At 27.3% G+C, this 24,415-nt stretch carries 21 protein-coding genes; 3 read left to right on the top strand and 18 right to left on the bottom strand.

Going from position 1 to position 24,415, the window contains the following annotated elements; genetic code table 11:
- Positions 1-18 precede the first annotated feature (18 nt).
- Complete coding sequence (rpoD, locus tag SFBMNL_RS02805) at positions 19-1,092, bottom strand: RNA polymerase sigma factor RpoD (protein ID WP_005806674.1); 1,074 nt, start codon at positions 1,090-1,092, stop codon at positions 19-21.
- Positions 1,093-1,114: 22 nt separating this feature from the next.
- A complete protein-coding gene (gene dnaG, locus SFBMNL_RS02800; RefSeq protein ID WP_042294449.1) occupies positions 1,115-2,902 on the bottom strand; it encodes a DNA primase in 1,788 nt (595 codons plus the stop codon).
- Between the two features lie 291 nt (positions 2,903-3,193).
- On the opposite strand from dnaG, the gene SFBMNL_RS02795 reads away from it, so the two are divergent.
- On the top strand, positions 3,194-4,231 hold the full coding sequence (locus tag SFBMNL_RS02795) for a CotS family spore coat protein (RefSeq protein WP_042294446.1): 1,038 nt from the start codon (positions 3,194-3,196) through the stop codon (positions 4,229-4,231).
- A gap of 34 nt (positions 4,232-4,265) precedes the next feature.
- On the opposite strand, the gene ppdK is transcribed toward SFBMNL_RS02795, so the two are convergent.
- The 13 genes from ppdK to SFBMNL_RS02730 form a co-directional block, all read right to left on the bottom strand.
- A complete protein-coding gene (gene ppdK, locus SFBMNL_RS02790) occupies positions 4,266-6,893 on the bottom strand; it encodes a pyruvate, phosphate dikinase (protein ID WP_005806680.1) in 2,628 nt (875 codons plus the stop codon).
- A gap of 167 nt (positions 6,894-7,060) precedes the next feature.
- A complete protein-coding gene (locus SFBMNL_RS02785; protein ID WP_007440417.1) occupies positions 7,061-7,837 on the bottom strand; it encodes a DUF4342 domain-containing protein in 777 nt (258 codons plus the stop codon).
- A 1-nt stretch (position 7,838) separates the two neighbouring features.
- A complete protein-coding gene (recO, locus tag SFBMNL_RS02780; RefSeq protein WP_005806684.1) occupies positions 7,839-8,579 on the bottom strand; it encodes a DNA repair protein RecO in 741 nt (246 codons plus the stop codon).
- Positions 8,580-8,711: 132 nt separating this feature from the next.
- Complete coding sequence (era, locus tag SFBMNL_RS02775; RefSeq protein WP_005806686.1) at positions 8,712-9,596, bottom strand: GTPase Era; 885 nt, start codon at positions 9,594-9,596, stop codon at positions 8,712-8,714.
- A 20-nt stretch (positions 9,597-9,616) separates the two neighbouring features.
- Positions 9,617-10,024 (bottom strand): cytidine deaminase, encoded by a 408-nt coding sequence (locus SFBMNL_RS02770; RefSeq protein ID WP_005806687.1) that lies wholly within the window; start codon positions 10,022-10,024, stop codon positions 9,617-9,619.
- 22 nt (positions 10,025-10,046) lie between these two features.
- Positions 10,047-10,697, bottom strand: coding sequence for a diacylglycerol kinase (locus SFBMNL_RS02765; protein WP_005806690.1), 651 nt, complete (start codon positions 10,695-10,697; stop codon positions 10,047-10,049).
- A gap of 75 nt (positions 10,698-10,772) precedes the next feature.
- Complete coding sequence (gene ybeY / locus SFBMNL_RS02760) at positions 10,773-11,270, bottom strand: rRNA maturation RNase YbeY (protein ID WP_005806693.1); 498 nt, start codon at positions 11,268-11,270, stop codon at positions 10,773-10,775.
- A complete protein-coding gene (locus SFBMNL_RS02755) occupies positions 11,260-13,347 on the bottom strand; it encodes an HD family phosphohydrolase (RefSeq protein ID WP_042294440.1) in 2,088 nt (695 codons plus the stop codon). Before SFBMNL_RS02755 ends, ybeY begins: the two co-directional genes overlap by 11 nt.
- A 76-nt stretch (positions 13,348-13,423) precedes the next feature.
- A complete protein-coding gene (gene yqfD / locus SFBMNL_RS02750) occupies positions 13,424-14,629 on the bottom strand; it encodes a sporulation protein YqfD (RefSeq protein ID WP_042294437.1) in 1,206 nt (401 codons plus the stop codon).
- Positions 14,616-14,897, bottom strand: a complete 282-nt coding sequence (gene yqfC, locus SFBMNL_RS02745) for a sporulation protein YqfC (protein WP_005806699.1) — start codon at positions 14,895-14,897, stop codon at positions 14,616-14,618. The genes yqfD and yqfC overlap by 14 nt, the downstream gene beginning before the upstream one ends.
- Before the next feature lie 80 nt (positions 14,898-14,977).
- Positions 14,978-17,329 (bottom strand): endonuclease MutS2, encoded by a 2,352-nt coding sequence (locus SFBMNL_RS02740; protein WP_042294436.1) that lies wholly within the window; start codon positions 17,327-17,329, stop codon positions 14,978-14,980.
- Between the two features lie 16 nt (positions 17,330-17,345).
- Entirely contained in the window at positions 17,346-19,694 is a 2,349-nt protein-coding gene (locus SFBMNL_RS02735) for a U32 family peptidase (RefSeq protein ID WP_042294434.1), read from the bottom strand.
- Between the two features lie 122 nt (positions 19,695-19,816).
- The gene (locus SFBMNL_RS02730) at positions 19,817-20,164 is read right to left on the bottom strand and encodes a hypothetical protein (RefSeq protein ID WP_042294431.1); all 348 of its coding nucleotides are present in this window, start codon (positions 20,162-20,164) and stop codon (positions 19,817-19,819) included.
- A 97-nt stretch (positions 20,165-20,261) separates the two neighbouring features.
- Here SFBMNL_RS02730 and SFBMNL_RS02725 point away from each other — a divergent pair, with 97 nt between their 5' ends.
- Positions 20,262-20,993: a MurR/RpiR family transcriptional regulator gene (locus tag SFBMNL_RS02725; RefSeq protein WP_007440843.1), complete on the top strand. Its 732-nt coding sequence runs from the start codon at positions 20,262-20,264 to the stop codon at positions 20,991-20,993.
- A gap of 73 nt (positions 20,994-21,066) precedes the next feature.
- The gene (locus SFBMNL_RS02720; RefSeq protein ID WP_005806710.1) at positions 21,067-21,573 is read left to right on the top strand and encodes a hypothetical protein; all 507 of its coding nucleotides are present in this window, start codon (positions 21,067-21,069) and stop codon (positions 21,571-21,573) included.
- A 31-nt stretch (positions 21,574-21,604) separates the two neighbouring features.
- Here SFBMNL_RS02720 and SFBMNL_RS02715 read toward each other — a convergent pair whose 3' ends face one another.
- From SFBMNL_RS02715 to SFBMNL_RS02705, 3 genes are all read right to left on the bottom strand, one after another.
- Positions 21,605-22,192: a hypothetical protein gene (locus tag SFBMNL_RS02715; protein WP_005806712.1), complete on the bottom strand. Its 588-nt coding sequence runs from the start codon at positions 22,190-22,192 to the stop codon at positions 21,605-21,607.
- 89 nt (positions 22,193-22,281) lie between these two features.
- Positions 22,282-22,986, bottom strand: coding sequence for a transglycosylase domain-containing protein (locus SFBMNL_RS02710; RefSeq protein WP_042294428.1), 705 nt, complete (start codon positions 22,984-22,986; stop codon positions 22,282-22,284).
- 27 nt (positions 22,987-23,013) lie between these two features.
- Entirely contained in the window at positions 23,014-24,369 is a 1,356-nt protein-coding gene (locus SFBMNL_RS02705) for an MATE family efflux transporter (protein ID WP_042294426.1), read from the bottom strand.
- Positions 24,370-24,415: the final 46 nt, after the last annotated feature.

The following is a 24,415-nucleotide window of genomic DNA, read 5'->3' as shown; positions in this document are numbered from 1 at the left end:
AGAGTAGCCGAAACAAAGCTACTCCAGATAATCTTTTAACTTTTTACTCCTGCTTGGATGACGCAATTTTCTTAAAGCCTTGGCTTCTATTTGTCTAATTCTTTCCCTAGTAACTTTAAACTCCTTACCTACTTCTTCTAAGGTTCTAGCCCTCCCATCATCTAATCCGAACCTAAGTTTTAATACATTCTTCTCTCTAGCACTTAAAGTATCTAAAACATTCATTAATTGTTCCTTCAATAAAGTAAATGCAGCTACTTCAGCAGGTGCTGGTGCATCATCATCAGGAATAAAATCTCCTAAATGACTATCCTCTTCTTCACCAATGGGAGTTTCTAATGATACTGGCTCTTGAGCAATCTTACGAATATCCCTTACCTTATTTTCAGGCATATTCATTTCTTTTGCTATTTCTTCAGACAGCGGATCTCTTCCTAATTCTTGTAATAACTGCCTAGATACTCTTGTATATTTATTAATAGTTTCTACCATATGAACAGGAATCCTAATAGTTCTAGCCTGATCTGCAATTGCTCTAGTTATAGATTGTCTAATCCACCATGTAGCATAAGTACTAAATTTAAATCCCTTCGTATGATCAAACTTTTCCACAGCTTTTATTAACCCTAAATTACCCTCCTGTATTAGATCTAAAAAAAGCATTCCCCTACCTACATATCTCTTAGCAATACTAACAACTAATCTTAAATTTGCCTCTGCCAATTTCTTTCTAGCTATTCTAGAAGTCGTGTCATTCTGCTTTATCTTCTTAGACAACAAAATTTCTTCTTCTGATGTAAGAAGTTGAACACTTCCTATTTCTTTCAAATACATTCTAACAGGATCATCCATTGTAATACCTTCAGGTATTACAGAATTTAAATCCAAATCCTCAACAAATTCATTAGAAAAATTATCTACCACTTCTATTCCCATTTTATCTAAAGCCATATACAGCTTTTCAACATGTTCTGGGGTTAAATCTACATCCTCTAATTCATCCATTATGTCTTTGGATAATAATCCGCCTGACTCTTTCCCTTTAGTTAACAAACCCTTTAAGACAGACATAACATAACTATTATCCTTCACAGAATTGTCCTCCTTCCTACAATCACACCTTAAAATTACTAATAAAATCTATAATATCTGATAATTTTCCATCTCTCTCCAGTTTAGATACCATATTCAATATACTCAGATATTCTATAAACTTATCTTCATCACATGTAGACTCATATTCCTTTATTAAATGTGCAATCTTACTTTTAAAATCAGCTACTATATTATTTCTTAGAACTCTTATAAAATCATCAATTTGGCTAATAATATTGTTATTATCGTAATTTCCTATATTTTCTTTAAAATATATTAATAATTTAATCCCTTCATAGGTATTTAACTTAGTCTTTAAATAATCTACTATATCAAATCCATTCCCATTAAAATTACATATCAATTTAAATGCTTCTTTATGTTCTTCTATGCAAAATAAGTTCTCATCCACATTATTATTTAAGATATATGTTAAATATTCTTTATTTAACATCAAATTTAATAATTGCCTTTCAGCCTTAATAATTGCAGTTTCAATGCAATTATTTTCAATATCATAACCTTCTAATTTAAATTTAGAAAAATTATTACCTAAGTAATCTTTAATTAATTCCTCTCTAATCGATAGATGCTCTGATATAAATTTTATATAATAATCTCTATCAACAATACTTAATTGTCCTATTATATTCTTTACGATATGCAAATATTTTTTTTTGTCTATATTTTTAGATAAATCTAAATTTTTCATATGATATAACAATATATACTCCACTAATGTCTTACTGTTATTAATACAATTCCAAAAATCATCTATAGAATTCCTATTCAAAAATTCATCGGGATCCTTAACACCATACAACTCTATAACATAAACTTCAATTATGCTATCACTAATAAATTCCTTAAACAAATCAAAAGATCTAACAGTGGCTTTTTTACCAGCCTCATCAATATCAAAGCACAAATATATTTTATTCGTATATTTACTTATAAGTTTAATCTGATCAATTGTTAAAGCTGTCCCCAAAGATGCGACTACATTTTTTATACCACTATTGTGCAAAGATATACAATCCAAATAACCTTCAACAATAATAATAAAATCATACGATATGCTATCTTTAACTAAAAAGTTTAATCCATAAAGATTACTACCTTTTTTAAATACACAGCTATCCTTGGAATTCAAATATTTAGGCAATCTATTTTCTAAAATTCTACCTCCAAATCCTATAACATTACCATTAACATCAAATATAGGAAATATTACTCTATTTATAAAACGATCATATACAATTTTATTTTTTTCATTAACTAATCCTAATTCTAACAAGTCACTTATTCTATGACCTTTATGCTCTAAATACATACTTAATGCTTTAAAATCATTTAAAGCATATCCTAATCCAAACTTAATAATGGTAGATTCAGATAATCCTCTATTTATTAAATATTGTTTAATATTGTTATTTTTTTTTAGATTTAAATAAAAATACCTTGCAGCATCCTTAAGTATTCTATAATATTTATCTAAATCTATTTTTTTAGAATCAAAATCTAATGCAATACCAACACGCTGTGCCAAGAAATTTAACGATTGTAAAAAATCTAATCCTCTATATTTCATGATAAAAGAAATAACATTTCCACTTTCACCACAACCAAAACATTTAAATATCTGCTTGCTTCTAGAAGCAACAAATGATCCACTCTTTTCACTATGGAAAGGACACAAAGCAAAATAATTATCTCCACTTTTTTTAAAAGTTAAATATTCACTCAATACATCAACGATATCATTTCTATTTTCTATATCTCTTATAATATCATCAGAAACTCTCATTAATAACTACCTTATATAAACTATACCCAAGGGTGTGAATTATAAATTATTTTTTAATTTTTCCATCTTTTAACATTATTATTCGCTATTAATAATTTTAATTAAAAAATATGAAATTATTTTTTCCATTTTTCTACAAAAAATAATATTTAGTGATATCTCATATATTAATATTCTCTGTTCAAATATATTTTCCTTCTAACTTTAAAATATATTTTTAAAAAATAATGTATAATATAATGATTTTTAAAATATTCTTATTTATATATTTAATTTAAAAAGGATCAATATATGTATAAAAATGTAGATTTTAGCTATATTTTATCTAATTTTAATATTAAAACTTATGAAATTGAAAAAATAAAAGAAAAAATATCAAAAAAACCTAGAATTGTATATAAAATAAAATCTTCCGACAAATTATTTTGTCTCAAACAAACATACTTTAATATTCAAAAAATATTATTTATTTATTCATATTTAGAATGGTTAAAATTACATGAGTTTAAAATTCCGTATTTTATTAAGTCCATCAATAATAAACCATTTACAATATATGATAACAAAATTTATATATTAACCAATTGGATAAGCGGCACTAAACTTTTATATAATAAAATTGATCATTGTATAAAAGCCGTTGAAATAATTGCTAAAATGCATTATAACTCAGATAAAATTAAATTTATAAAATTCTCAATTCCAACCATAAATTTGTCTAATATTAAACAAAAATTTGCCAAATATATTCAAGATCTACATAAAATACATGAATTAGCTAAAGTTAAATATGATAATTTTTCACAAATATTTTTAAATAATTTTGATGATTCCTTATACTTAGCAACTATGTCTTACAGATACTCATTAATAATAAATTTTAAAAATCTAAATATTAGTTTATGTCATGGAGATTATGTAAATAAAAATATCATTATAAATGACAATTCTGTTGTTCCAATAGATTTCGACAGATGCTGTATAAATTATTCTATATCTGATCTAGCATATTTTCTTAAAAGATATCTAAGACACTCTCCTAATCCTTGGGATATAGAAAATACTCTAATATTTATAAATTATTATAATGCAAATAACCCAATATACTTAGATGAATATCTATATTTACTATCTTATTTATCCCTACCATATAGATTTTTAAAAATATCAAAATTATATTTTTATGCTAATCATAATTTAACAAATAAAGAAATACTTGACTATGAAAATAATTTAAATAAATCCTGTGATGATATTAAGAGACAATTAATCTTTCTCAAAGAATTTGAAAAATATATTAATTCTAAATTCAATATATCTATAAAATAAAAGCTGACTAAATTAATAGTCAGCTTTCTAAAAATTATCTTTTATTTTTAACTTGAGCTTGTGCCGCAGCAAGCCTTGCAACAGGAACTCTAAACGGTGAACATGATACATAATTCAATCCCGTATTATGACAAAACTCTATAGATGATGGATCTCCTCCATGTTCCCCACAAATACCAAGCTTAATATTTGGTCTTGTTTTCTTTCCTTTTTCAACAGCTATCTTAACTAACTGTCCTACACCATTTTCATCAATTCTCGCAAATGGATCTGATTCATAAATTTGTTTATCATAGTAATCATTTAAGAATGCAGCCGAATCATCTCTTGAAAATCCAAAAGTCATTTGAGTTAAATCATTTGTACCAAATGAGAAAAACTCAGCTTCTTTTGCTATTTCATCAGCAGTAAGAGCCGCCCTAGGTATTTCAATCATCGTACCAACCATGTATTCTAACTTAATACCTTTTTCTTCCATTATTTTATCCGCTGTCTTAACTACAATGTCCTTGACATATTTAAGCTCTTTTATTTCACCAACTAGTGGAATCATTATTTCAGGAACTATGTTTAATCCCTTCGCCTTATTTACATTTATTGCTGCCTCTATTACTGCTCTAGTTTGCATCTCAGCTATTTCAGGATATGAAACACTTAATCTGCATCCTCTATGACCCATCATAGGATTAAACTCATGTAAACTCTCTACAGTATTTTTTAAATCATCAAAAGTTAACCCCATCTCGTTAGCAAGCTCTTTTATTTCTTCATCTTTATGTGGTAAAAATTCATGTAAAGGTGGATCTAAAAATCTTATTGTAACTGGATGACCTTCCATAGCTTCATAAAGACCTTCAAAATCTTTCCTCTGCATTGGCAACAATTTGTCTAATGCAGCTCTTCTTTGTTCCTCTGTTTTAGAAACTATCATCTCTCTAACCACTGGAATTCTGTCAGCTTCAAAGAACATATGTTCTGTTCTGCATAATCCAATTCCTTCTGCCCCAAATTTCACAGCTTGCTCAGCATCTTTTGGAGTATCTGCGTTAGTACGAACTCTTAAAGATCTAATCTCATCTGCCCAATTCATAAATATTTCAAAATACCCACTTATTTCTGGAGCAACAGTCTTAATTTTTTCTCCATATACATTACCAGTAGAACCATCTATAGATATGAAGTCATTCGATGTATACTTTTTGCCATTAACTTCTAATAATTTAGCATCTTCATCAATCTTTATATCACCACATCCTGCAACACAACAAGTTCCCATTCCTCTAGCAACAACAGCCGCATGAGAAGTCATTCCTCCTCTTACCGTAAGTACACCTTGTGCTGCAACCATTCCCTCAATATCTTCTGGAGATGTTTCAAGTCTAACTAATACAACTTGCTCTCCATTACCAGCTCTTTCTTTAGCCTCTTGAGCCGTAAATGCAATCTTACCTGTAGCTGCTCCAGGTGATGCTGGAAGACCTTTTGTTATTGGAGTAGAATTTTTAATTACTTGAAGATCAAATGTAGGGTGTAACAATGTATCCAATTGCTTAGGTTCAACTTTTAGCATAGCTTCTTCTTTGTTAATTAATTTTTCTTCAACTAAATCAACCGCAATCTTTAAAGCCGCCTGAGCTGTCCTCTTACCATTTCTTGTTTGTAAGAAATAAAGTTTTCCTTCTTCAATCGTAAATTCCATATCTTGCATATCTTTATAGTGCTTTTCTAATTTTTCAACTATATCCATAAATTCTTTATATATAGCAGGATTTCTTTTCTCTAATGTCTCAATTGGCTCTGGTGTTCTTATACCAGCAACAACGTCCTCACCTTGAGCGTTCATCAAATATTCTGCAAATATTTTGTTTTCTCCTGTAGATGGATTTCTTGAAAAAGCAACTCCAGTTCCGGATTGATCACCTTTATTTCCGAATACCATTTCTTGAACATTAACTGCTGTACCCCAACTTGAAGGGTAATCGTTCATTCTTCTGTAAACTATGGCTCTTGGATTATTCCATGACCTAAATACAGCAACAACTGCCTCAATTAATTGTTTCTTAGGATCACTTGGAAAATCTTCGCCTTTCTCTTTCTTATAGTGATCCTTGAATTGTTTTACCAATTCCTTTAAGTCATTAGCATCCAATTCAGTATCAAGTTTAACGCCCTTTTTCTCTTTCATTTCATCCATTAAATTCTCAAAGCTTTTCTTCTCAATTCCCATAACAACGTCTGAAAACATTTGTATAAATCTTCTATAAGAATCATAAGCAAATCTTTCATTATTTGTTGACTTCGATATAACTTCAACAACTTCATCATTTAATCCTAAATTCAAAATTGTATCCATCATTCCAGGCATAGAAACTCTAGCACCTGATCTAACTGAAACTAATAGAGGATTAGTTGTTCCACCAAACTGCTTACCAGTTATGGATTCCAATTTTTTCATTGTTTCATAAATTTCCTGCTCAATACTTGAAGTTAAAACTTTTCCATCTTCATAATATTGATTACATGCTTCTGTACTTACGATAAACCCTTGAGGAACTGGAACTCCAATCTTTGTCATTTCACAAAGGTTAACTCCTTTACCCCCAAGAAGGTTTTTCATCGAAGAATCACCTTCACTAAAAAGGTAAACATACTTCTTAGACATTTAATTCACTCCTTTTATTCTTAAGAAATAAAATTATACTGCTGCGCATAATTTAATGTTTGACTAAAACCTACTTAATTATACATTATTTCACAATTATTGTATATAAATTAAATTATTTAAATATATACTATTCTAAGAAATTAAAACCAGTTTATCGCAAATTTTTACTCGTTTTCCTCTGTTTTTTCAGTTTTTATTCCATTATCTTTACTTTCTAAGGTTTCTATAAACTCAGTTACCTCTATAAAATCATGATTTTCATTATCACCATCTATATTGTAATTAACTTCTTTAGTTATCTGATCACTTTCAACATCATAAATAAATTTAGCATAATTTGAGGACTTTTCTTTTATTGTACTAGCGATTTTGTTTTCTACAATACCATTGAAATTTTCCATTGCTTTTTTACCAAATTCAACTGCTTTTGTTTTAATATCATCTGTTTTAGCTCTAAAATTTACATTTGAAATAATATCACTTATTTTCTCTTTAGATGTCGATATCGTATCATTTACTCTTTGTTTAACATTTGAGTTCACATCATAAACATTTCCTGATTTATCAACAACCTTAACATGTATATCAAATAATAATATACCGCCTATCTTAAAAGGGAGAAGTATAGGATACAATACAAATGTAAATGATCCAACTATAAATGCTGTAAGAGGAATGTCCATTAACACATTACCACCTTTACTAAAGATAACACGTTGATTACTGCCCTCAACATATAATTCAAGCAAACGCTTTTTAAAATCTAAAATATATGACTTTACTGAACAACACTCTTTAATAGGATACCTTTCCTCAAGATATATCAAAGCTTCTATTAAATCGTTATTACTGTTCTGTAAAACTTCCTTTGCCTCTTTATAAGTAACTCCAAATTTCTCTTTTAATATTTCCATATTCTGAAACAATAAATTATCACCCATATCACTCATATCCTCCCAAAAACTTTATACTGTTAGGCATTCTAATAAGATTTTGATCTAACAAAATCTTATTAAAATCAAAAATCAATTTCATATCATTATTAGTTACGCTCAACCTTGGTATATTTCTCATATCAATTTTATTTAAAAATCTCATGATATTTATAATTCTATTTTCAATCTTAAACTCCTTTAATTTAGAGCAAGAATTACATACAACACTTTGAAAAGTAAAATCAAAATATCCTATACTTTCTTTTAAATTTTGCGAACAATAATAACATTTTTCAAATTCTATACTACACCCTAACTTATTTAATAATTTGAATTCAAAAATTCTCATCATTAGATCCTTGTCCATACTATTTGATTCCAATACTAAAAAAGTTTTCATTATAATTTTAAAAAAGTTTGTATCCAAAATATCTTTATCTTGAAAACAAATATCTAATAATTCAAAAAAATAAGAAAGATAAAAGATTACATCCTCATTATTTATAAAATTTACATTTTTAATAAGTGATCCATCTTGTATATAATAGAAACTTTTACCCTTAATGAGAGTAAATTGTACCAAACTAAATGGTTGAGTAAGTATAAATTTTGAATTTTTCATTTTTTTAGCGTTTTTTGCTAATATGGATACCTTACCTATATTTTCACATAATACCCATACAATTTTATCATTTTCCTTATATGTCTGCTCTTTTAATACAAAACCCCTTATATCAATTAACTTCAAATCTTAACTTCATAAAAATACTTATGAAATTTACACCTCCTATTAACAAATTCAAAGCATATATAATCATTATATCTTAATTAAAATATCACTACAAAATAAAAAGGAAGCATACTAAATACTTCCTAAAAATTATTTATATCCTAAACTCTTAAGATGATTATTATCATCTCTCCAATTATTTCTAACCTTAACCCACAATCTTATGTACACTTTACTACCTAAAAATTTCTCCATATCTTGACGCGAATAAGTCGATATCCTCTTTAACATATCTCCATTTTTCCCAATTATTATAGCTTTATGAGTTTCCTTATCACAAAAAATATTCCCCTCAATATTATATCTATTTTTTTGATCATCATATTTCATCGATATTATTTCAACCCCTACTCCATGAGGAACCTCATCGTGTATAAGTTTCAAAATCTTTTCTCTCACAATCTCAGATATAAAAAATTTTTCATTATTAGTAGCTGTCCAATCACTATCATAATATTTAGGTCCATTAGGCAAATATTTCAATATTAACTCTAATAATTTATTAATATTTTTACCATTAAGTGCTGATATCGGTATATACTCATCAAAGTTAACAATCTTACTATATTTGGATAAAGTATCCATTATATCTTTGCTACTTATTTCGTCACACTTATTAAGTACAAAAATCCTTGGAATACTTAAATCTTTTATCTTATCCAAAATTTCAAGATCAAGTTTTGGAATTTCTTTCCTAATATTAGCTACAAAAATAATAACATCTGTTTCTTTCAAACCACTAGAAATAGATTTTATCATGTAATCTCCTAATTTATACCTTGGTTTATGATACCCTGGAGTATCTGTAAAAACTATTTGATAATCATCATTATTCAATATCCCAATTACATTATTTCTCGTAGTTTGCGGTTTACTCGATACAATACTCAATTTTTGATTTATAAAATTATTAAGTAAGGTCGACTTTCCAACATTTGCCCTTCCAACTATACTTACAAATCCAGATTTGTGCATTAAACAACCTCATATACTTTCTAAACTAAATTTTTTATTCCAAAATCATATGGCAAAATTTCACTTAATTTATGTACTCTATAATTTTCTTTGCTCTTAGCTACAATTACTGGAATATCCATATCAAAAGCAAATTCTGCTAAAACTTGTCTACATATTCCACATGGATATGTAAAATCACAAAAAGATCCAACAACACATACCGCATGTATCTCCTTATAGCCTTCAGAAACTGCCTTAAATACAGCAGTTCTTTCGGCACAATTAGTAGCACCTAGAGATGCATTCTCTATATTACATCCAGTAAATATTTCAAAATTTTTAAATAAAATACTAGCTCCTACAGGAAACTTAGAATATGGAACATATGCCTTTTCTCTAACTTTTAGTGCATTATCTATAAGATTTTGTATCAATAATTTATCCAAGAAACATTCCTCCTTAAATTACTCACAAAAATATTTTAAGTATTACAATAGTCAGACCTATACCAAGTATAGCTCCAACGATAACCTCATTTAAACTATGTACTCCAGTATCTACTCTACTCTGAGCTACAATAATTGCCATAATAAAGCTCAACCCTACAATTATGGGTTCATTTGTTATAAATGAAATTATTGTTGCTATAGAAAAGGAAATAGTACTATGCCCACTTGGCATTCCACCCCTTAATGGTGTTCCTTCACCATATATAGCCTTTGCTATTACTGTAAATATCACTACCATTAACAAAATCATAAATACCATATATGGATTGCTTTGCTTAATTTTATTTATAACTGTAAAACTAAAGTTACTTATTTTATCCCAAAATATTAAATAACCAATAAACGTCGCATTAAGAGCTGTAAGTAATACTGCCCCTGCAGATATATTTTTAGCTATTTTAGCCAGCGGATGATAATAATTTGTCGTAGCATCGATGGCAATTTCAATGGCTGTGTTAACAAGCTCTGCAAAAACAACTAAAGTTATCGTCAAAGATAATATTATCAATTCAATTTTAGTTATATCATAAAATAAAGATATACTCATTATAAAAAATGCTATCAATAAATGTATTTTCATGTTCATTTGAGTTCTAACAGCGTAAAGCATGCCTTCTAATGCATTATTAAAACTATCAACTATCCTCTTTATCTTAATGGTTATCTTCCTCCCTAATTATAAAGTTTACCTAAATATTTTCAAATACTTAATTATACTTTTTTCTCGAACTCTCATTATTTGTTTTTCAGAATCTTCAATATGATCATAACCAAGCAAATGCAATAAAGAATGTATTAATAAATATTTAGTTTCTCTCTCAAAACTATGATTAAACTCTATAGATTGTTCATTTGCTTTCTCAAGAGAAATAATTATATCACCTAAAATAAGTTTCCCATCATCTAATTCATAATTTTTAAACTCATAATTTTTATATTGATCTTTAAAAACATTACCCTTTTTATAATTAAGCATAGGGAAGGATAGACAGTCTGTTGATCTATCTATCCCCCTATACTCTAAATTAATTTCTCTTATCTTCTTATTATCAACCAAAAATACATTTAGTTCACATTCGATATCTACTTCCTCAAATTTCAATACATGTCTTACAACATTATCTATAAACTCATGAACATCTATCTCAAAAATATCCTGACAATTTTCTATATTAATATCCATTAGTATCTAATCCTTTTCCTTTAGATTTACCATTAATATCATCTTCTTTTGGATACTCTATCCTTTCATGATAAATACCCTTAAGTGTTTTTTCAAATGATTGCTTAATAATTTCAATATCCCTAAATGATATTGGACTATTCTTCAATTGACCATCGCTTATTTTATCATTAACTATATTCTCAATAGTATTTCGTATATTTTCCTGTGTAGGATCACTAAGCGATCTAACAGCAGCTTCAACACTATCAGCAAACATGAGAATAGTAACCTCTTTTGTCCTAGGCAACTCTCCCCCATACCTAAAATCTTTTTCCTTAATAAGATCAGGATCTTCAGCATTTTTCTTAGCCATAATATAAAAATATTTAACAAGTGTATTTGCATGGTGACCTTCTATTGCATGTTCAACAAACTTAGGTAAACCATATTCACGAGCAAGCTGTAACCCATACTTAACATGTGAAAAAATTATATTAGCACTTGTTAGTGGATCAATCCTATCATGCGGGTTTTTATTACCTACCTGATTTTCTTTAAAGAAATATGGTCTCCCCGTCTTACCAATATCGTGATAATAAGCAGAAACCCTTGTAAGTAGCGAGTTTGCTCCAATTGCATCACTAGCAGCCTCAGATAAATTTGCAACCATTAAACTATGATTATAAGTTCCTGGAGCCTCAACAACCAATTTCCTTAAAAGAGGATGTTCCGGATTAATCAATTCTAATAATTTCATAGAAGTAACTATATTAAACAAATTTTCAAATATAGGTAATATACCTGCAACCAGTATAGAAGAAAGTATTCCACTAAAAAACGATAGAATTATATCTATAAAAGTAATAGACTTTACATTTGCTATTATAAATGAAACAGTCATTAATACTATCACATTAGTTAATCCAAACCAAACAGACAATTTAATAAAATGCATCCTATTTCTTATTCTCTTTAAAAATAAACCTCCTAAAATAACATCGAACAATCCTATAAAAACCACAACAATATTAAATTTAATTATTATTGCTATTAATACAAGTGTCATCAAATTAGTCATAAGAGATACTTTGTTATCAATCAAAGCTGTTATAGCAAGAGGTCCAAGGGCAAATGGAACTATGTATATATACTGATCACTAATTACTCTAACCAAAATTATAATAATAAGCTTTATTATCATAATAACATTTAAATAATTAGTATTGGAAATACATTCTTTCCTATACTTCTTATAATACAAATACTCAATTAAAAATGTAAATAAAATCAATGAAATTATAGAAATGTTTAATTTCCAATTCACATTTGAAGTTTTGAGCAATCCTAAACTATCCAAAATAGAGATGTGATTTTCAGTTACAACCTCCCCTGCACTAATTATTATTTGATCTTTTTTGATTATAACAGGAGATATATTTTTTACAGCCTCTTCCCTTTTTTGCTCTGTCTTTTCACTATCATAGAAAAAGTTTGGCTTTATCATTGGAAAAATTATATTAAGAGAAATATCAATAAAATTATTATCTGACATTCTTTTATTTATTTCTTCCCTTGCAAAAGACTTTACATTTTCGATATCGCTTAAATTTCCCTCTTCAATCTTCAATTCATATATTTTGTTTATAATATCAGTTAACAACCTCTCATAATTTGTCATTGATTCTGTATCTAAAGCTAATATCTTTCTATAACCTGCTGCATCTAAAGTAATACCATATTTTTGATTCAATTCATCAAATATTACAGTTGCAATTGAAGAATAATTCTTTAGTTCATATAATTCTTTAAATAAATTACTTAATTTATCTAAAACATCATATCTTACCTCTTTTACATGATTAAATTGAGCCGATACTTCCTCTCTTGCAATTTTTACTCTTTGTTCTGTAGAAATCCTATCTAGCGTTTCCCTTGGTGCCTTTATTGTATATGTTGATACTTCTCCAAGTTTTAGATCATATTTCCTCTCAAGTGTAGATGATAATACAACAATCACTACAAATAACATAAGAAACAATAACATTAAATAATTTTTATATTTCCAAATACTACTAGTAAATCTAGGTATCTTCAATAATCATTCCTCCTTAACCAATATTCTGCTTAAACTCTACTATAAAACTTATCTTATACCAATATCTAATTAATGCTTATTGAATATTTTCTACATTCTGACTTTCATTAGTTATTTTTTGCAATTCTTGATCATCTTGAGCTTTAGAAACCTTAACCCCTATTTTCTCCTCTATAACAAATGAAATTTTAAATTTAAGCTTGTTATCAACAATTTCATCCTTAACTATAACTCCAGCAATAGAATCTGATTGTTTTAAATTTTGTTTAACATACTTAGTATAATGGTCAACTAAACTTTTTTTCACATTATCTGGACTTAATGTGTACGATACCTTATCTACTTCATAGTATATATTCTTTTTAATAAATTTTCCATCATAACTAATCTTCTCATAATTTTCAAACTCATCTTTATATTTTTTAATATAAAGTTTCTTTCCAAAAATATTGATATAATACTCATCTATCATATTTTTAGTATTTACATTTTTTGTTCCTTCTAATTCAATTATTTCTTCAAACTCCATAAAAGTCTTCGCAATTACATCTCCAATAGGGGCTACTTCATAAACATTCCCCTCTTTACCTTGATATCCTCCTATCAAAATATCTCCTTTCTTAACAATATCTCCAGCTTTAACTACAGATGTTCCAGACTGAGTATATACACGAACAATTTCTCCATCTTTATCTGCAACAATATCTCCAAGAGATGAGTCAACCTCTATCACTGGAGGCTTAAAACTCTCAATAACTTCTATTTGAAGAGTAGATCCTTGAACTCTAACTTTACTCCACAATAGATTTTTATTATTTGCCACTATCTCCTCTTCTAATTTATCTGTATCAATTTTAAATTTTAACATTCCTTTATGTACACCGAGATCTTTTATAGCTTGTCTTATTTCATAAGGTGACATATGTTTATCACCTTCTATATCAATTCTCCATATAAACATAGATAAAAACATTATTATACCTATAGATACACCTATTCCAATAGATAAAGTAAAATAAACCTTTAGATTATATATAAACTTAATAAGTTTCCCCATCTTAATAACACTTACTTCACTATTTGTTTCATCACAAATTTTCTTAATCTCTTTAAAATTTTCAGAATTAATCATCAAACACATACTATAAAGATTCTCTCTTATAACATCTGTGACTTTTATCTCTCTTTTCCAAATTGTATTGAGCAATTGCTCAGAATTCTTAGAAATTATTCTTAATTGTATCTTTCCATTTATAAATGGGAATTTATCAAAGTTGATCATAATTTACCCCCTTAATACTCCCCATCAATTTTATTGTCTTGCCAGAAATATAAACTATCACAAAATTACTACCATTAATAATAAATTTACCACCTTCAACCCTCAATACAACTTCATTACTTTGAAATTTTAAAATACCTTTATGATTTTCAATCGTTATAAACTCATCACCATCTATTATAACTTTATACGAATTTTTAACGATTTCCCGAGGAATATCTAATTTATTAACCATAACATCTTTGATCTCACCAATAAATTTTCCCATAATAATCTCCTTTATCTCAATTTAATAAAATTTTATGATTAAAAAGAAAAAAAAGAACCCAATTAAATAATTGGATTCTTTTATTTAAGATAAACTATTGTAACTCCATTCCCACCTTCACCGTATTCACCAAGTCTATGTGCCTTAACATGAATATGATTCCTTAAAAGATTATTTATAGAATTTTTAAGCACTCCTGTACCCTTACCATGTATTATACACACTTCATTAAGTCCAGAAACAAAAGCATCATCTAAATATTTCTCAACCTCACTTATTGCATTTAATTCATCCATTCCTCTTAAATCGAGAGATGTAGATATAGTATTTGTTCTAAGTTTCAAATCCCTCTTACTCTTAATAACTTTACTAAATTTATCTTTTATAGGACTTTCAAGTTCTGCTATATTTACTGTTAATTTCAATACCCCAGCTTGAACCAATACATTACTTTTAGAATCAGGATTTTCAAGAATTATAACATTTTGACCTATTCTTTTTAAAAATGCTGTCATTCCAGACTTGAATTCTATGTTAAATTTAGAACTATTTTTAAAACTCTTCTCTTCATTCATCTGATTTTGTTTATCGATTTTCTTCTTAATTTCTCGTCGTGCTGATTCCAAATCTTTTACACTACTTAAATCAATTCCATTCATTTTGAAAGCATTTATTATTTTAAGTACTTTGTCTATTTCTCCTTTTGCATTACTTATAATTTGATATCCCTCATCCTTTGCTGATTCAATAATTCTAAGTTTTTCCTTCTCAATATTCTCAAGACGTTTTTTCAATTTATCATTTAAAATTTTATTTTCTTCTCTTAAAATCTCTATCTCTCTATTATTTTTAATAGCTTCTGTTGTCTTCTCCTCTAATGTTTTTATTATAGATTCAAATTTTATTATATCTTCAGATAAATATTTTTGTGCATTTTCTATTATTGATTGATTCATACCTAAAGAATCTGCAATTATAAATGCATTAGATTTCCCAGGTATACCAACATTTAACCTATACGTTGGCCTAAGAGTTTTAACATCAAATTCAACCGATGCATTTTCAACATTATCTGAGTTTATAGCATAAGTCTTAAGTTGACTATAATGAGTTGTACCCATAAGTTTACATCCAGAATTTATAAAATGTTCCATTATAGAAATCGCTAAAGCTGATCCTTCTTCAGGATCAGTCCCAGAACCAACTTCGTCCAGCAATACTAAAGTTTTATCTTTAATATTATCTGTCATACTAATTATATTTTTTATGTGAGAAGAAAAAGTTGATAAATTTTGCTCAAGGCTTTGTTCATCCCCTATATCTGCAAAAATCTCATTCAAAAACATTACCCTGCTTCCTTCATATGCAGGTATAAACAATCCACTATGTGCCATCAAATGCATTAATCCTAAAGTCTTTAAGGTTACAGTCTTACCTCCAGTATTAGGACCTGTTATAATTATCGCTTTTCTATCTTTCGTAAAATCAAGATTAAGTGGCACTACATCTTCTCTGTTGATAAGTGGATGCCTTGCAGAAATTAAATATATATCTTCCCCATCATTAACATCAGGTTTTATTCCGTCAATTTCAATAGAATAATTTCCCTTACCAAATATAAATTCAAGAGAATAAATAATTTTTATACTTAGATATATATTATCAATAGAATCTTGAATTTTCATACAAATTAATCTTAAAATTCTCTGTATCTCTTCTTTTTCATTTTCTATCAATTCATTAACTTCATTATTTAAATTAACTAGAACAAGCGGTTCAATAAAATATGTAGATCCCGAAGAACTTTGATTATGTATAATGCCTTGAATTTGAGATTTGTACTCTGATTTGACAGGAATGCAATATCTATCGCCACGCACTGTAAATACATTTTCTTGAAGATATTTTGAATATGTCTTTAGTATTTCAGATAATTTCCTCTTAATTGAGGCAGTCTTACTCTTTAACTCTTTTCTAATTTTAAATAAATTGTCACTAGCAAAATCACTTATCTCTTCTCCATCTTTTATGGCTTTAAAAATATCATCCTCTAAATATTTAAATGTAGAAATATTATCATAATAATAATTCAGATAATTTAAACTTCTTTTTGACAAATAATCCTTAACTTCTCTTATACATTTTAAAGTTGTACCAATCTTATATATTTCTTTAATCGATACACTCCCACCCTTATCAATTTTTTCGAGATATATATAGACATCATCTAATCCTACAAAATCTGGAGAACTAAACTCTTTTATAAATTCAATTGCTTCACTCGTTTCATTTAAATTTTGTATAACTTCATCTATTGTTGAAAATGGTTGCAACTCATTTATAATTTTTTTTGCATTCTGAGTTCTAACATATTTAAAAATTTTCTCTTTCACTTTATCAAACTCGAGCAATTTTAAAACTCTAGAATTCATTTGATTACCTCCCCTATTACTCAACAGGCTTATAATAGTTCCCACTAAATGCATTTTTAGCTGAACGTTTTTCAAACAAATTATTTAATATTTTCTGAACATCTTCACAACTTTCATCAATAAAATCTAACCTAAAAACATTTATATTTTTATTTTTAATCTCATTAATCTCACTTATTAAATCAATAGGTTTCTCTTTATATGTATGAATTTTACAATTAATTTCCGTTGTTAAAAGTAGCTTATTATTAACCCTGTCTTTTAAATAAAAATTGTCCCTAGTACAAGGTCGTGAACACTTATTATTTAAAGACCTTTTCCCTACAAATGTTCCTATTGGACAATATTCACTAACCATTATGTCCGTCTTCCCGTAAACAAACATACAAAGTTTTTTATCGCTTATCGTAGATAAATCAAATATTTCTTTCCTAGACAGTTCCACACTTATTGTAAAAATATCTATTTCTTTATAAAATCTAGTTGAAACTTCATTGAATACATTTAGTTTAACATCTCCTATTATTTCATAGTCTGAACCTCTAAAATGTCTAAGTATACCTGCATTACTTGTTAAAATTCCTTTTATACTATCTTTAAATTTTTCAAATACTCTAAATATTTTTTCCATTTCACTATCTTTTATTATTGTTGGAAATTTCACATATAAATTTAAATCACCCTTCGATAAAATACTTTCAAAGTCTAATTTTCTTCTATATATAAAAGGAGATATTATAATATTTCTATATCCATTTTCATAAACAACATTAAACTGTTCTTGAGTTGAAACATAAATAATATAACTTTCATCATCATTTTGAATATCTTTTTTATCAGCTAAAAAATTTTCATCAAAACTAAATTCAAAATTATTGTGATAACTATTAACCACCTTATCTCTTAACTTAGTTAGAGACTCTCTTCTTAATTCATTTATCTTTGAAATATTTATATATCCCTCCTGGTAATTCAAACTAACCTCACCTATAGAAAAGCTTCCAATACTTCCTTTCTTTAACTGAGTTATAATCCTATCTCTGTCTAAAGGAGTATTTATGGCTTCATCAACAACCCCACCAAATACTTTCACCCTATAACCCTTATATTTAAGTTCTAAAGTCATAGGTTTATTAACTTCAAATACAAAATTAGCATTAACATAATTTTTATTTACATATTCTTTTTTAAAACTCTCCCTCAATTCTCTCTCAAATTTTTGATCATTAGTCTTAAAAATTTTATCTCCTTTTGAAAATCTCGTTGGAAATAATTTAACCTTCATGCCAGACTTTCCTACAGATACCTTTTCATTATTATAAAGTATCTTTGTTAAAATACATCCATCATATAACGAAGAAATTCCATCTCCAAGTGACACATCATTCTTCAAAATAATATATCCATCATTTAACATCTCTCCTAAATATGTGCCTTGATTTTTAGGGTTATTTACAGATAAAAACTTCTCACCTTCATAACCAAGCATATATCCATTTGTAAATCCCTCTCTATTAAATACTTTTAATAAATCATCTTCCTTTTTCTTTATATATAAATCTGTAACTTCCTTATTTTTTTCAATCTCCCTTATTACTTCCTTATAAGAACGAACCGTATTCACAACATACTCTCCACGTTTCATTCTTCCCTCAATCTTTAATGATTTAATCTTCGTTTCCTTTAAAAGTTTTGGCAAAATATTTATAGTCATCAAATCTTTTGTACTCATGAGAAAACCTGTTTTATGAAATTTACTATTATCATCTATCAAAGAATATTCCATACGACAGGGCTGAGCACACCTTCCCCTATTCCCACTTCTATCTGATATAAGTCCACTCATAGTACATTGACCCGAATAACTAACACAAATTGCTCCATGAATAAATCCCTCAGTTTCAACTTCCTCAGAAATAGTTCTTATATCCTCAATAGATAATTCCCTCGCAACCACAATACGAGTTATTCCGTTATCTTTAAAATACTTTGCACCAAATAAATTATGTATACTTAATTGAGTTGACGCATGAACCTCAAGTTCCTTAAATTTTGTAAACATATATATAAGCCCAGGATCTTGAACTATTAAAGCATCCACACCCATGTTATACAGCTTCAACCCATATTCAAAAGCTTCTTTAAGCTCCTCTTGCTTTATAAGAGTATTGAAAGCAACATAAACTTTGACCTCATATTCATGAGCATAATCAATCATATATTGAAATTCTTCATCTGAAAATTTCTCACAATTCGCCCTTGCAGAAAATTTTTCACCCCCCAAATATATAGCATCCGCACCTTCATTAATTGCACCGATAAAAGACTCATAACTTCCAACTGGAGCTAATAGCTCAACTGACATAAAATTCTTCCTCCAAATATATAAAATTAACCACTATAAAAATAGTGGTTAATTTCCAAACATTTATAAAATATTTTAAAATATTTATGCATGGTTTACAACATAAAAAATTTCTAATAAAATTAATTCTTAGCTGTATCAAAAAACCTATTAGAAATTAATTCACTTAAATCGCTATCAGATATCTCAATGATTTCAGCTTTTCCATCAGCATTAATAAACACTATTGATACTAATCCACTCGTCTCATCTAAAATAACTTGGGTTCCATTACTGTAAACCAAACCTTCCAAATCATCAAAATTATTGATCTTTGAAATATAGCAATCTATTAAATTATAAGAATGCTCATTACGTTTTTTCTTTAACATACTTTTACCTATGTGTAATGAAATTATTGCCACTCCGCCTAGCAGGAGGGCATACTTTAAAAATTTTTTATTCAATTTATGTTCACATAAACTATTCATCGTATAAACCTCCCAATAAAAATTTATCAATCAACTTTTAAATCGTAAGTTTTTAAAAATTTATTAGGAGTAAAATTATTTTCTAGGTGGTGATAATATGAATTTATTTAAGGAAATGTTTGGAGACTTTTTTAATTCTCTGTCTGAAAAGGAAAAATTTATATTCAATTTTATTTCATGCAACATATCACACGTCTCACAAATGAATATAAAAGAACTCAGTTTATCTTTAAACTTAAGCGAATATTCAATAAATAAATTTTGCAGTAAATTAAACTTGGATAGCTACGAAAATTTAATTTCTATACTAAATGAATGTTCTAAAGCAGAACTATCAAATAAAAATAATATGTACAACATATCAAAAGATTTGTTAAACAATTTCATTCAAAATCTCAACGAAACCCATATAAATCTAATATCCGATTTCCTCTTCAAATACAAAGAAGTGTCACTCCTATTTTCAGAATCATATAAAATAATAGCACAGTATTTTGAGGATAAACTAAAATGCCTAAATATTAAAACAAGCATAACATCATCCTTAAAAATAAACTCAAAAAATAAAGATGCACCATTAATCATTTACATAGTTGATTCTATTAGAGATATTGCTCTAAGAAATTCATTAGAGAGATTATCAAACAAAACAATTATCGTTTTATCAAATACAATGATAAAAAATATAAATAACTCAGCTTCGTTATTTGTATTTTTACCAGAAAACAAACTAATGAAAACATACAATTTAAATTGCAGTGGTAATTTTTTCATCTTCATTGATCTTATAATTTCAAAACTAATCGAACTAGTCAATATTAAAAATTAAATATGCCTCTACATACTTTTTTAAAATATAAATACAATATTTAATATACTACTTTAAAATATGGAGACTAATTATGCAAAATAATCAAAATTATAAATTCAAAATTATTCGTAACAATAATCATGAAAAAAATACCTATAACCTCAAAAATGAAGAAATCGAAAATATAATTATGTCTGCTGCCAAATTAAATAATACCTCAGAAGTAAAGATATATTTTAAAAACATACCAGCTAATGAGTACACCCTAGGGTATAAAAAATTTTGTGGAATTAAGATCAATGATTTAGTATTCTACAATCCTTCTTTATTTGATCTTTATCCAAACATAATAGATTTTTTATACATTAATCATAAAGACGTCTTCAATGAAAATATATCATCACCTAAATTAAACAATAAATATTTTTCATTTGATAAAAAATATTTTCTAAAATCAAAGCGAATAATTGATAGTAATTTATATTTGAATTTGAATATATCATTTGATGAAATAATTAAAAATTTGGATATGATTACAGAATTGATATATAAAGAAAAGGTTTTAAAAATTTTGATAATGAGTTCAGCAAAAAATTAAAACTATACTTCAGTTAAGAAGTATAGTTTTTTTAAATCTTACTCAGAATTTTATTAGGATTAGTTATATCCTCCCCCAAAATAAAGTAATTTATACCAATTTTAACTAAATCCTTGCAACTATTTATATCTAAAGATTTAATTCTTAATATAACAGATATATTTATATCAAAATAAATTTCGGCTATAAAATCTTTATCAAAATTATTTTCAGATACATCAATCAAAATACCATCCAAATATAATTTACACGCCAATATAGCCTGTTTCTTATTAAAAATCTTACCGATTATTTTTCCCTTAAATTTATCTCTAATTCCATTTAAAAATTCATTTAATTGTTCATAAATACCATCAAAGTTAACTATATCTATAATTAAAAATTCAGGATCTATATTTATTATTCCATTAAATTGTCTATCAACTTCAAAAAATACTGGTAAACTCGTTGACTCTTTTAATATTTTAAAATTTGTAAAATTATTAGTTAAAAATGCTGTAGCCCCACCCTTTTCAGAAAACTCTATTACGTATTTCGTAAAAATCGGATCATTTAAATACTTATTTTTGTAATTATCAATATCTATAATTATATTTCGCTCAGTTTTATTTAAATTCATCTCAATTCTCCTTAATTTTATCCTAATAAATATGAGTTAACATAAATCAATTACATTATAACATAAATAAAAAGGCATCATGAATCAAATCATGATGCCTTATAATCATCTTCAAACTTCTTTACCTCGTCAATTGTTATATCCCCATTTTTCAATAAATTCTTAAGAACAACTGAATATCGCTTTCCCATTGATTTATTTTTAATTTTTAAATCATACATGCTAGGAGATTGTGGTATACCAGCAAGTAATGAAGATTGATATCTTGTTAAATCCTTTGGAGATACCCCAAAGTATCCATAACTTGCAGAATTTATTCCGTAATATCCGTGTCCAAAATATATCTGATTTAAATACATTTCCAAAATTTTATCTTTAGAGTACTCTCTTTCAATTTTAAACGCAGTAAACATTTCAGCAATTTTCCTCGTAATATTCTTATCATTCGAAAAATACATATTCTTCGCTAATTGTTGAGTTATCGTACTCCCACCATATTTATAATATCCAACAGATAAATTACTGATCATCGAACTTACTATTGCGGTTATATCAATACCACTATGTGTATAAAACCTCTTATCTTCAACAGTTACAATAAACTTTTTCATACTATCTGAAATATTATCTATAGTTACATAATTTGAGTTTGAAGTAATCTCACTCACTTTAACACTTAAAGGCGTCTTGTCCAATGCATCCTTATAAAATAAAAAACCTCTCGCTAGAACTAAAATAATAACAAATAATGATACCACTATGAATGATTTAATTATCCTAAATAAACATCCCATATAAATCCCTTCTCTAATTAAAGTACATTAATTTTTTACAGTAACATCTTTAATCCATTTATTACCAATCATTCTTACGCTACACCAAATGGCCTTTATTATTTCATCAAATTTCAAGCAAATATATATAAAAGCTGGTGAAAATTTAAACACAAATGCTGCTAACATACCAAGTGGTATTGATAATAGCCATAAAAACAAAACATCAGCAAATACCAAAAATTTTGTATCTCCTCCTCCACGCAAAATACCTTTCGTTAATACAGAAGATGGAACTTGGAAAATTATAATAAATATTGCCCCATTCATTAATTCATGAGCTATGTCCTTTGTTACTTGTTCAACATTATAAAAATCTATAATGAAATGTTTCGTTATAATAATTAATAAAGATGCTATTATTCCAACTATTATAGAAATTAATAAGAACGTCCTAGATTGCTCCTTCGCAAGCGAAAATTTCCCTTCTCCAATGGTATTTCCTATTATAACAAGTCCTGAACTTGATATTCCATTTATAAATACCGTCGAAAGTTGAATTACTATACTACAAATACTATTTGCTGCAATCATTTCAGGTCCAAGCCTTCCTAATATCATTGTAAGACTTGTAAGTCCTGCAACTAATAGTGCATCGCTTATAAGAACATTAATACCACTCCTAAGATATTTTACAAATATCAATTTGTCAAAACTAATTAAATCCTTAAATCTGAATTGTATTTTTTTATCTATAAAAAATAAATATCCCATTATTATACAGAATTCAACAATCCTTGAAATTACTGTACCAACCGCTGCTCCCGTTAAACCCATCTGTGGCATTCCAAATTTACCAAATATAAAAATATAATTGAAAAACACATTAAGTACAAATGCTACGCTATTTCCCAAAACAGAAATTTTAATTTGAGATGTAGTTCTGAGTATTATTGATGTTATAGTTAATACAGCAAAAATCGGATAAATAAGAGATGCCAATTTTAAATAAGAAACTCCAGCCTGTATAACCGCTGAATCATTTATATAAAATCCGAGTAATTTATCTGGCATAGTTAAAGCAAGTATCATGGCTATAATTCCAACCACTAAACTTAACTTAATCGTTATCGATAATGTTTTTGAAATTGAACTCATATCTTTTTTACCCCAAAACTGAGAAGTTAAAACTGCTCCTCCTCCACCTATACCAAAACATAAAACACTCAATACAAAAAAAATCTGTCCTGATAATGATGCTGCCGACAAAGCTATCTCACCAAGACTTCCAACCATTATTGTATCCATCATATTAGTTGCAAAAGTTATAAGACTTTGTAATGTTATAGGCACAGCTATAGTTAATATTTTCCTATAGAAATTCTTATCCTTTACAAAAAACAAAATTAATAACCTCCAATAAATTGTTTAAAAATATGCCTTACGATAT

The sequence above is a fragment of the Candidatus Arthromitus sp. SFB-mouse-NL genome (genome assembly GCF_000709435.1).
Lineage (GTDB): Bacteria > Bacillota > Clostridia > Clostridiales > Clostridiaceae > Dwaynesavagella.
This window is presented reverse-complemented; position numbering and strand designations above follow the sequence as displayed.